Consider the following 11003-nt stretch of genomic DNA (forward strand, 5'->3'; position numbering starts at 1 on the left):
CTGGTCGGGGCAGGGCTCGGCCGCCCACCCCCGGCGAGAGGGCCACAGGACGGACGCGAGTGCGAAGTGGGTTGGCCGGCGGTGGAGGCGGCAATGGCGGACGGCGGACCCGGCTTTCTACAGCCGGGTCCGCTTGCCCCGGAAGAGTGGCGGGGGTGGGCGGCGTCCCGAGAGGCGCCGTCGGTGCCGGCCTCCATGGACGGAGGCACGCATCAGCGTGTGACGTCCTGTATGGGGCCAGTCGCGCCCCGGACCCACTCACCGAACAGCCGGCGCGAAGAGGCCGTTCCGGGTGGTGGCTGGGAAGAGAGCCGAGGGCGCCGTTCTCTAGGACTTGTATTCGTTCCGCTCGACGCTCTCGATGGTGATGTGCGGATGCGCGGGAGGCGTGTGACCGGGGTCGCTCACCGTCAGCTCAGTCGGCCACGAAGTGCCCGGATACAGGCCGACGACGTCCATCGAGGCGCTGACCGTGGCATCGAAACCGCCCGACCCCGTTACCCGAATACGGAATCGGTAGAAAGCACGCCTGGTCCCGCTGTTGACCACCTCCACGGGCACCGTCAGCCCATCCTTGGCCCGCTTGGCCGTGTAGACGGTCACGTCTCCTTGGCGGATGAGCGGAGTTCCGAAGTGCTCGCTGCCCTTGGCGATGCCGGTCACCGGGGACGGCGTGATGGTCACTCCAGGCGGTGCAGCCTGCCTGCGCTCCCTTTCCGCCTTCTGTCTGGCCGCCTCTGTGCTGTCAGGCCCCGGAGTGCCGGTTGACGGGTTCGCAGCAGCCGACGGCGTGACGGAAGCCGGTGATGAGTCCTGGACTGCTGCGGTGGCCGGCTGATGGCTTTCCTGATCACGCCCGCACGCGGCGGTCATCGCCCCGGCCGCGACGAGCAGGACGAGGAGCCGACGGGACACCGGCGTGCGCACGGACATGGATGTCTGCCTCGGAGCAAGAGAGGAGCGGGTGATGGTCAGTCGCAGGCGTCGACGTGGGTCTGACGGTCGATGATCGCGACGTCGCCCGACCACATCAGGGCGTTCACCACGGCACAGCGGGGTTGGAAGTCCGAATCGTTGCTCTCGTACTTGACGGGACCCGCGTAGTCGGAGAACGAGCCTTCATCAACCTTGCACGTGGTCCAGCACAGTTTCAGCTTCATGTGCTTCTTGGCCCCGAGGTTGTTGTCGAACACGGCACATGCCCCCGACTTCGCCGGCCGCGTGACTTCCTTGATGTACGTGAACAGGGTTCCGAACCGGCGTGAATCCGGAAGGGGCTCTACCAATGCCAGCTTGTATCCGCTTCCGCACAACAAGCCGCCGGCTTGTACCGCTGCGGGGTTGGCCGCCGCGAGGGCACGCGTCTGCGGATTGTGCGCCGCACTCGGTGAAAACGCGACGCTGGTGCCGGGCACCTTCTCGGTAACCGGCTTCGAGCCCTCGGCCAGGGCTTGTGGAGCTGCCAGAACCGAAGTGGCGAAAGCTGCGGACAGGGCAAGAGCAGGCAGCCATTTACGCATGGCGAAGTTCCCCCGTGTTGAAGGCACAAGGGGACCAGCCCGTTGCGGCACGCGCGTGTGTGGTCCCCGTTGCGCTGAGCGTGTGTTGGTCGTCCGCCCCCGTCCCGCCCGAACGATGCGGGCAGGCAGTTCCCCAACTGATCGGGAGCAGGGCGTCACTCTAAGCACACAGTCACCAGCAGGCGCAAGGCCATAAGACTCGATATGACCACGGGATGATGCCCGCCGACAGGTAAGCGGAATCAGGGAGCACGCAGGTGCCCCATCCGTCTGCTGCGAGAAACGGAGCCCGGGGCCCACGCCAACCAATGGCGGAAATTCATCTGTGGCCGGCGGAGGAAACCGGGAGCACCCCGGGTGGGCCGCCCATGAGTGAGACTGGGCCCAGCTGCTCGAGAGACGGCTTCACGGGGCCTACTTTCAGCCTACTTAGATTGCACCAACACTTCCGTGCACCATGGGTTTTCGCGAAAGCTTCGCCACAACTGCACAGAACCAGGGCGTCGGCTCGCCTGACTGAGGTATCGCTTTCACGCCAACCGGGAGTCCCGGTCCGCGGATTGTCTCTTGCGTCTCCCATCCCTCGCCTGCTTACAGTGACCCCGCTCGCTCTCGAACGCGGCTGACCAACGCGTTCACGCCACAGCTGAAGGCGGCCGACCACACAGGCCCGAGCATCGGGCGCCGCGCCACAAAGGCAGGCGGCTGCAGTTCTCCAGCGACGGCGAGAAGAACCTGGGCGACGGCGGGTTCCGCGGCCGGCTCAGCTCGGTCTTCCACTGACTCGGCCCATGGGACCCCACTACGGGTCGGCACCGTCCTGGACTTCCACTCCTGGCCGCTGAAGGACCGTCAGCGCCGGCTCGCCGTGCCCGAGGGAAGGCCCGGCCTCCAAGACCTGCCGTACCCGGGCGGCGGGGGCTGGACCGACAAGGCCGGCATCTTCCAGATCAATCGCACCTGAGAAAGGGACGTTCTATGCGCAAGACGCTCATCGCTGCGGTGTGCCTGGCCGCGGCCGGCACACTCGCGCTGGCGGGGCCGGCTTCGGCTGTGACGAACACCAGCGACTTCACCGTCACCTTCCCGGACAAGAGGCCGGAGACGACGTACTACGTGGCGAACGAGGCCAAGCTGGTCAACGGGCGCATCTCCGCGACGTCACATGTGAGCTGGCAGATTCTCGACGATCAGGTGGTGGACCTCAGTAAGCGGTTCACCAGCTTCGTGATCATCACGAGACTCGAGGGCCGTCCTGGCAAAGACAGCCCGGATGCGATCGATGCGACCAAGACGTGTGACCTGACCAAGCTGGTCAACGACCACTACACGTGGTTCCTCGACGAGCCGGTCAGCACGTGCACCGTACCGTCGGAGCTTTACGACGGTGACGTGTGGTGGTCGTCGGACTCGACCGTCGTTTACGACGTCGCGGGTGATGGCAAGGGGCCGGTCACCAAGGAACTCAAGGGTTCGCCCCTGGTCCACGGCTGACGCGCAGGGAGGGACGCGGAGCAGCGCACGCCGCGTCCCTCCCTGCGCGTGCGCCGGGACGGCACCTGGACCGACCCGCTGGCCGGTGGGCACGGTGGAGGCGTTCCAGGTACGCACCCCGCTGGAGATCCCCGAGACGGCCCGGCAGGGCTACATCGCCGTCTTCTTCGCCCACCGCGTGCGGCGCTCAGGGGCCATCTGGGCCGTTGGAGCACGGACCGAACCCGACGCCGATCTCCTCGGCATGATCACCCTCGCCCGCCGAGGCCAGGACGACGCCGCCGACGCGGCCGTGAGGTGGATAGGCGATCACCGCGCCGCCGAGGACCTGGCACTGGTCCGGGCCGAGAACGTCTGCGACCGGTACCGCGAGAAGCAGCAAGCCGACTTCTCGCTCACACGCTTCACGATCGCCGGTCCGAGGCCCCCGCCCTGGACGGCTGGGCGCTGCCGACGGGTCTGTCCGGTGTCCCCGGCGTGTCCCCTGGATCTTGGTCTGAGGGGGTGAAGGAGGGCCGCCACGCCGGGCGTGGTGACCCTCCTTCTCCGTTGCCGCAGGTAGAAACGCTTCTGCATCTGCGGTTCCTGGTGGGGCGGGTGGGACTCGAACCCACGGCCGACGGATTATGAGTCCGCTGCTCTAACCGGCTGAGCTACCGCCCCATAGCGGCGTGTCGCGTACAAGTGTGCGCGCCTGCTGCCGCAGCATAGCCGCTCATACGATCTCCTGCTTCAGGATGGTCGGCTTCTGCGCTGCTCATGACCTTGAGGACATCGACGCAGGCACGGCGGTTCCCGCGGGCATGAAAAAGGACCCCCAAGGGGTCCTCGTTCAAGCGCTCCCCCGACTGGACTCGAACCAGTAACCTGCCGGTTAACAGCCGGCTGCTCTGCCAATTGAGCTACGGAGGACCGAAGCTCCCCCGACTGGACTCGAACCAGTAACCTGCCGGTTAACAGCCGGCTGCTCTGCCAATTGAGCTACGGAGGATCGCCTCGATTGCATCGAACGTACCTACCTGGGTATTCGCCAGGGGGCGGGCGCTCGCTGCGACACATACATTAGCGCAAGCAGGGGGGTGCTCCGCCAATCGGTTCCCCCGGCGCCCACGTCGCACCAGCAGACCCAGGCAAGGGAAGGGTGGCAGTCATGCGCTACCGGCTCACGTTCGTCGCCGGACTGGCCCTCGGTTACGTACTCGGCACCAGGGCCGGTCGCGAGCGCTACGAGCAGCTGAAGAAGTCCGCTCGGCGGATCGCGCAGAACCCGGCCGTCCGCAACACGGCCGAGACCGCCGCCCAGCAGGGCCGCCGGTACGCCGGCAAGGCCTTCCACACGGTCAGCCACAAGGTCGGCGACCGCGTTCCCGAGACCGTCGCCCAGCGCGTGCGTTCCCTCCGCGAGCGGAACCTGAACGGCACGCCGGAGGATGACTGGGGCACCAGCAACACGTAGCGGCACACGCATCCCCACTCCCTTGGACGCCCTCGGCCACCGCATCCGCAGGAATGCTGCAAAATTCAGGGCATGGGGATAGTCGCCGGCTTGGACAGCTCACCGGACTTCACACGCATCGTGGTCTGCGACACGGACACCGGTGCCGTACTAAGGCAGGGGTACGCCCCGCATCCGACGGAGGGCCGCCCCAGCGACGTGGACCCGCAGGCCTGGCTGCTCTCCCTCGGTGAGGCGGCCGGCGGCGGCCTCCTCGAGGGCGTGCAGGCCATCGGCGTGTCGGCCCAGCAGAACGCGCTGGTCCCGCTGGACGCCCAGGGCAACACCGTGCGCCCGGCACTGGTCGGCGGCGACAAGCGGGCGCAGGTCGCGGCGGCGGACCTGATCGACGCGCTCGGCGGCCGGGAGGCCTGGGCGCAGGCCGTCGGCAGTGTGCCGCAGGCCGCCCAGCCGGTCACCAAGCTGCGCTGGCTCGCCAGGACCGAACCCGAGAACGCCCGCAGGACGGCCGTACTGCTCCAGGCGCACGACTGGCTGGTCTGGCAGCTGCTCGGGCGGCCGGTGCGCAGGACCACCGACCGCGGTGGCGCCTCCGGCACCGGGTACTGGTCGGCGGCCACCGGCGCCTACCGCCCCGACCTGGTCGAGCTGGCGCTCGGCCATCAGGCGATGCTGCCGGAGGTGATCGGCCCGTCGGACGCGGCCGGTACGACCCCGGAGGGGCTGCTGATCTCCGCCGGGACCGGGGAGACCATGGCCGCCGCGTTCGGGCTCGGGATCGGGCTCGGGGACGCGGTGGTGTCCCTCGGTGCCTCCGGGTCCGTGATGGCCGTGCACCCCGAGGCGCTCGCCGACCAGTCCGGGATGATCACCTCGCTCGCCGACGCCACCGGCATGCACCTGCCGGTCGTGACCACCCTGAACGCCGTACGGGCCCTGCGCGGGACCGCCGAACTCCTCGGGCTGCCGGACCTGGAGAGCCTGTCGGAGCTGGCGATGAAGTCCACACCGGGCGCGCACGGGCTGGTCCTGCTCCCCTATCTGGAGGGTGAGCGGACGCCGAATCTGCCGCACACCGCCGGGACCCTCGCGGGCCTCAGGCGCGAGTCGATGAAGCCCGAGCATCTGGCGCGGGCGGCGTTCGAGGGCATGCTGTGCGGGCTCGGCGACGCGCTGGACGTGCTGCGCGGGCGGGGCGTGGACGTGCGGCGCATCTTCCTGCTCGGCCCGGCCGCCGAGCTGCCCGCCGTACAGGCCTCGGCGCCCTCGCTGTTCGGCGCGCAGGTCGTCGTACCGCAGCCCGCGGACTACGCGGCGATCGGCGCGGCCCGGCAGGCGGCCTGGGCGCTCGGGGTGTCACAGGGCACCCTCGATCCGCGCACCCCGCCGGCCTGGCAGGGTGCGGCGGCGCAGCTGCTGGAGCCGGGCGACGAGCTGGCCGTGGGGCAGGCGGTGCGCCAGCAGTTCACGGCGGTGCGGGAGCAGACCCACCCGGGGGCGTTCCGCTCTTAGCCCAAGCGGCCGGTCCGCCGGATTAATCGGTTGAGGTAACGCGGGTGGAGTGTCCGACGATAGGGGCCAGGGGCAACCGACCAGCCCCCACCCGCCGACTCCGAGAGACCCAGCGTGCTCATACGACTCCTGCGGACCTATCTCAGGCCCTACAAGAAGCCCCTAGCCCTCCTGGTGCTGCTGCAGTTCCTGCAGACCTGCGCCACCCTCTACCTGCCCACGCTGAACGCGCACATCATCGACAACGGTGTCGTGAAGGGGGACACGGATTACATCCTGTCCTTCGGCGCCCTGATGATCGCCATCTCGCTCGCACAGGTCGTGTGCAACATCGGCGCCGTGTACTACGGCGCGCGGACCGCCTCCGCGCTCGGCCGGGACGTACGCGGTGCCGTCTTCGACCGGGTGCAGTCCTTCTCCGCGCGTGAGGTGGGTCACTTCGGGGCGCCCTCGCTCATCACCCGTACGACGAACGACGTACAGCAGGTCCAGATGCTGGCCCTGATGACGTTCACCCTGATGGTGTCGGCGCCCATCATGTGTGTCGGCGGCATCGTGCTGGCGCTCGGCCTGGACGTGCCGCTGTCCGGGGTGCTGGTGGCGGTGGTCCCGGTGCTCGGCATCTCCGTGACGCTGATCGTGCGCCGGCTGCGGCCGCTGTTCCGGTCGATGCAGGTCCGCCTGGACACGGTGAACCGGGTGCTGCGCGAGCAGATCACCGGCAACCGGGTGATCCGCGCCTTCGTCCGCGACGAGTACGAGATGGGCCGTTTCGGCAAGGCGAACGGCGACCTGACCGAGATGCAGCTGGCCACCGGTCGGATGCTCGCGCTGATGTTCCCGATCGTCATGACCGTGGTGAATCTGTCGTCGATCGCGGTGGTGTGGTTCGGCGCCCACCGCATCGACAGCGGCGGTATGCAGATCGGCGACCTGACCGCGTTCCTCGCCTATCTGATGCAGATCGTCATGTCCGTGATGATGGCCACCTTCATGTTCATGATGGTGCCGCGGGCCGAGGTGTGTGCCGAGCGTATCGAGGAGGTCCTCGGGACCGACTCCAGCGTGGTGCCGCCGGCCGCGCCGGTCAGCGAGCTGCGCCGGCACGGGCATCTGGAGATCCGGGGCGCGGGCTTCCGCTATCCGGGTGCCGAGGAGCCGGTGCTGAAGTCCATCGACCTGGTGGCCCGGCCCGGTGAGGTGACCGCCGTGATCGGCTCCACCGGCAGCGGCAAGTCCACCCTGCTCGGGCTGGTCCCGCGGCTCTTCGACGCCACCGAGGGCGAAGTCCTGGTCGACGGCGTGGACGTCCAGGAGGTCGAGCCCCAGTTGCTCGCGCGGACGGTCGGACTGGTGCCGCAGAAGCCGTACCTGTTCGCGGGGACGGTCGCCACCAACCTGCGCTACGGCAACCCGGACGCCACCGACGAGGAACTGTGGCAGGCGCTGGAGGTGGCACAGGCCAAGGACTTCGTGAGCAAGCTGGAGGGCGGCCTCGACGCGCCGATCGCGCAGGGCGGTACGAACGTCTCCGGCGGTCAGCGCCAGCGCCTCGCCATCGCGCGCACCCTGGTCCAGCGGCCGGAGATCTACCTCTTCGACGACTCCTTCTCCGCGCTCGACTACGCCACCGACGCGGCCCTGCGCACCGCGCTCGCCCGCGAGACCGCCGAGGCGACCGTCGTCATCGTCGCCCAGCGGGTGGCGACCATCCGGGACGCGGACCGGATCATCGTGCTGGACGAGGGCCGGGTGGTCGGCTCCGGCCGGCACCGGGAGCTGATGGCGGACAACGAGACCTACCGGGAGATCGTGCTCTCCCAGCTGACGGAAGCGGAGGCTGCCTGATGGCCGGGCCCATGGGACGCATGATGGCCGGGGGCGGCCCCGACCAGCGCTCGATGGACTTCAAGGGGTCGGGCAAACGGCTCGTCTCCCTCTTCAAACCCGAACGGCTCACGATCTACGGCCTGCTGCTGTGCGTGGTCGTCAGCGTGACCCTCAGCGTGATCGGCCCGAAGATCCTCGGCAGGGCCACCGACCTGGTCTTCGCCGGCATCATCGGCCGGCAGATGCCGGCCGGGGCCACCAAGCAGCAGGTCCTCGACCAGATGCGGGCCCATGGCAGGGGCTCCGTCGCGGACATGCTGAAGAGCACCGACTTCACGCCCGGCAAGGGCATCGACTTCGGTGCCGTCGGCAACATCCTGCTGCTCGCGCTCTGTACGTTCCTGGTCGCCGGCCTGCTGATGGCGGTGGCCACCCGGCTGGTCAACCGGGCCGTGAACCGCACGATGTACCGGATGCGCGAGTCGGTGCAGGCGAAGCTGTCGCGGCTGCCGCTGTCGTACTTCGACAAGCGCCAGCGCGGCGAGGTGCTCTCCCGCGCCACCAACGACATCGACAACATCGGGCAGACGCTCCAGCAGTCGATGGGCCAGCTGATCAACTCGCTGCTGACCATCATCGGCGTGCTGGTGATGATGTTCTACGTCTCCTGGATCCTGGCGCTGGTCGCCCTGGTCACCGTGCCGCTGTCGTTCCTGGTGGCCACCCGGGTCGGCAAGCGCTCGCAGCCGCACTTCGTGCAGCAGTGGCGCTCCACCGGCAAGCTGAACGCGCACGTCGAGGAGATGTACACCGGGCACACCCTGGTGAAGGTGTTCGGCCGGCAGCAGGAGTCGGCGCAGCAGTTCGCCGAGCAGAACGAGGCGCTGTACCAGGCCGCGTTCAGGGCGCAGTTCAACAGCGGCGTCATGCAGCCGCTGATGATGTTCGTGTCGAACCTGAACTACGTCCTGGTGGCGGTGGTCGGCGGTCTGCGGGTCGCATCCGGTGCCCTGTCCATCGGCGACGTCCAGGCCTTCATCCAGTACTCGCGGCAGTTCTCGATGCCGCTGACGCAGGTCGCGTCGATGGCGAACCTGGTGCAGTCCGGTGTCGCCTCGGCCGAGCGGATCTTCGAACTCCTGGACGCGGAGGAGCAGGAGGCGGATCCGGTGCCGGGCGAGCGGCCCGCGGAGCTGCGCGGGCGGGTGCGGCTGGAGCACGTGTCCTTCCGGTACGACCCGGAGAAGCCGCTGATCGAGGACCTCTCGCTCACGGTGGAGCCCGGTCACACGGTGGCGATCGTCGGCCCGACGGGTGCGGGCAAGACCACGCTGGTCAACCTGCTGATGCGGTTCTACGACGTCTCCGGCGGCCGGATCGCCCTCGACGGGGTCGACATCCGGAGGATGTCCCGGGACGAACTCCGTTCCGGTATCGGCATGGTGCTGCAGGACACCTGGCTGTTCGGCGGCACGATCGCGGAGAACATCGCGTACGGGGCGTCCAGGGAGGTCACCCGCGGGGAGATCGAGGAAGCGGCACGGGCGGCCCACGCCGACCGTTTCATCCGCACCCTGCCCGACGGGTACGACACCGTGATCGACGACGAGGGCACGGGTGTCAGCGCGGGTGAGAAGCAGCTCATCACCATCGCGCGGGCGTTCCTGTCCGACCCGACGATCCTGGTGCTGGACGAGGCGACGAGTTCGGTCGACACCCGCACCGAGGTGCTGATCCAGAAGGCGATGGCGAAGCTGGCGGCGGGGCGGACGTCGTTCGTGATCGCGCACCGGCTGTCGACGATCCGGGACGCGGACACGATTCTCGTCATGGAGAACGGATCGATCGTGGAACAGGGTGCGCACGCCGAGCTGTTGGCGGCCGACGGTGCGTACGCCCGGCTGTACAAGGCCCAGTTCGCGCAGGCTGTGGCCGAGGTGGACTAGCCGAGCGGGGGCCGCCGGCGGGCGGGCGGCCCCCGTTCAGTCCAGGTAACCCCTCAACTGGTCCGCGAAGGCATGGTCCCGGAGCTTGTTGAGGGTCTTGGACTCGATCTGCCGTATCCGCTCCCGGGTCACCCCGAACAGCCGGCCTATCTCCTCCAGCGTGCGGGGCCGGCCGTCGATGAGCCCGTAGCGGAGCTGTACGACCTTCCGCTCCCGCTCGCCGAGGGTGGAGAGGACGGCCTCCAGGTGCTCCCTCAGCAGCAGGAACGCCGCCGACTCCACGGGGCTCGCGGCATCCCCGTCCTCGATCAGGTCGCCGAGGGCGACGTCGTCCTCCTCGCCGACCGGGGCGTGCAGCGAGACCGGTTCCTGGGCGAGGCGCAGCACCTCGGAGACCCGCTCGGGCGGCAGGTCGAGGTGCGCGGCGACCTCGTCGGGCGTCGGCTCGTACCCCCGCTCCTGGAGCATGCGCCGCTGGACGCGCACGACCCGGTTGATCAGCTCGACCACGTGCACCGGGACCCGTATGGTGCGGGCCTGGTCGGCCAGGGCCCGGGACATGGCCTGGCGGATCCACCAGGTGGCGTACGTCGAGAACTTGTAGCCGCGGGCGTAGTCGAACTTCTCCACCGCCCGGATCAGCCCGAGGTTGCCCTCCTGCACCAGGTCGAGCATGGTCAGGCCGCGGCCGATGTACCGCTTGGCGACGGACACGACGAGCCGCAGGTTGGCCTCGATGAGCCGCCGCTTGGCCATCCGCCCCATGACCACGAGCCGGTCCAGGTCGAGCGCCAACTGGCTGTCCAGATCGGGCGTGCTGCCGAGCTTCTCCTCCGCGAACAGTCCGGCCTCGACCCTGCGGGCCAGCTCGACCTCCTCGGCGGCGGTGAGCAGCGGGATACGGCCGATCTCGCGCAGGTACTGGCGGAACAGGTCGGCGGAGGGCCCGCCGGTGTCGGCCCGCGCCGACACCGGTGTCTCGACGGGCTCGGCGGCCTCCTCGGGCTCCTCGGCGAGCGCTTCCGCCGGTGGTTCCGTGGGTTCGGCGGGCACCGCCTCCGGGTGAAGGGCGGCGCGGCTCTGCGGGGGCACGGCCACGAGTACGTCCGTCTCCGCGTCCGGCTCGTCAGCGGTCATGGCGGTGGTGCTGGTGGCACTGGTCGCGCTGTCGGTCTGGGTGAGGGTCTGGGTCTGCACGGGGGCGACCTCCAGGATGATCGCTGCTGAAGGTTGTGCGGCAGCGGT

Annotated in this window: 9 protein-coding genes and 3 tRNA genes; 6 read left to right on the forward strand and 6 right to left on the reverse strand. The window is 69.0% G+C overall.

The genetic code is table 11. The features are described 5' to 3' along the window. Positions 1–327 precede the first annotated feature (327 nt). Positions 328–933 carry a hypothetical protein gene (locus tag LMU33_RS13060; RefSeq protein ID WP_228620234.1) on the reverse strand — a complete coding sequence of 202 codons (606 nt, stop codon included), beginning with the start codon at positions 931–933 and terminating at the stop codon, positions 328–330. 38 nt (positions 934–971) lie between these two features. Then, entirely contained in the window at positions 972–1520 is a 549-nt protein-coding gene (locus tag LMU33_RS13065; protein WP_228620236.1) for a hypothetical protein, read from the reverse strand. A gap of 978 nt (positions 1521–2498) precedes the next feature. Between LMU33_RS13065 and LMU33_RS13070 the strand changes: the two genes are divergently transcribed. Both LMU33_RS13070 and LMU33_RS13075 read left to right on the forward strand, forming a co-directional pair. Next, on the forward strand, positions 2499–3014 hold the full coding sequence (locus LMU33_RS13070) for a hypothetical protein (protein WP_228620238.1): 516 nt from the start codon (positions 2499–2501) through the stop codon (positions 3012–3014). An 85-nt stretch (positions 3015–3099) separates the two neighbouring features. Then, positions 3100–3522, forward strand: coding sequence for a hypothetical protein (locus LMU33_RS13075; RefSeq protein ID WP_228620239.1), 423 nt, complete (start codon positions 3100–3102; stop codon positions 3520–3522). A gap of 78 nt (positions 3523–3600) precedes the next feature. Here the strand turns inward: LMU33_RS13075 and LMU33_RS13080 are convergent. From LMU33_RS13080 to LMU33_RS13090, 3 genes are all read right to left on the reverse strand, one after another. Next, positions 3601–3677 (reverse strand) — tRNA-Ile (locus LMU33_RS13080). Between the two features lie 176 nt (positions 3678–3853). Beyond that, a tRNA-Asn gene (locus LMU33_RS13085) sits at positions 3854–3926 on the reverse strand. Positions 3927–3932: 6 nt separating this feature from the next. Next, positions 3933–4005 (reverse strand) — tRNA-Asn (locus tag LMU33_RS13090). A gap of 159 nt (positions 4006–4164) precedes the next feature. Here LMU33_RS13090 and LMU33_RS13095 point away from each other — a divergent pair. From LMU33_RS13095 to LMU33_RS13110, 4 genes are all read left to right on the forward strand, one after another. Next, positions 4165–4470 (forward strand): YtxH domain-containing protein, encoded by a 306-nt coding sequence (locus LMU33_RS13095; protein WP_228620241.1) that lies wholly within the window; start codon positions 4165–4167, stop codon positions 4468–4470. Positions 4471–4542: 72 nt separating this feature from the next. Further along, on the forward strand, positions 4543–5982 hold the full coding sequence (locus LMU33_RS13100) for an FGGY family carbohydrate kinase (protein ID WP_228620243.1): 1440 nt from the start codon (positions 4543–4545) through the stop codon (positions 5980–5982). Positions 5983–6096: 114 nt separating this feature from the next. After that, on the forward strand, positions 6097–7830 hold the full coding sequence (locus tag LMU33_RS13105; RefSeq protein ID WP_228620245.1) for an ABC transporter ATP-binding protein: 1734 nt from the start codon (positions 6097–6099) through the stop codon (positions 7828–7830). Further along, complete coding sequence (locus LMU33_RS13110; protein WP_228620247.1) at positions 7830–9758, forward strand: ABC transporter ATP-binding protein; 1929 nt, start codon at positions 7830–7832, stop codon at positions 9756–9758. Before LMU33_RS13105 ends, LMU33_RS13110 begins: the two co-directional genes overlap by 1 nt. A 36-nt stretch (positions 9759–9794) precedes the next feature. Here LMU33_RS13110 and LMU33_RS13115 read toward each other — a convergent pair whose 3' ends face one another. After that, positions 9795–10955 (reverse strand): RNA polymerase sigma factor, encoded by a 1161-nt coding sequence (locus LMU33_RS13115; protein ID WP_372477941.1) that lies wholly within the window; start codon positions 10953–10955, stop codon positions 9795–9797. Positions 10956–11003: the final 48 nt, after the last annotated feature.

Origin of the sequence: Streptomyces barringtoniae, assembly GCF_020819595.1 — a bacterium.
Lineage (GTDB): Bacteria > Actinomycetota > Actinomycetes > Streptomycetales > Streptomycetaceae > Streptomyces > Streptomyces barringtoniae.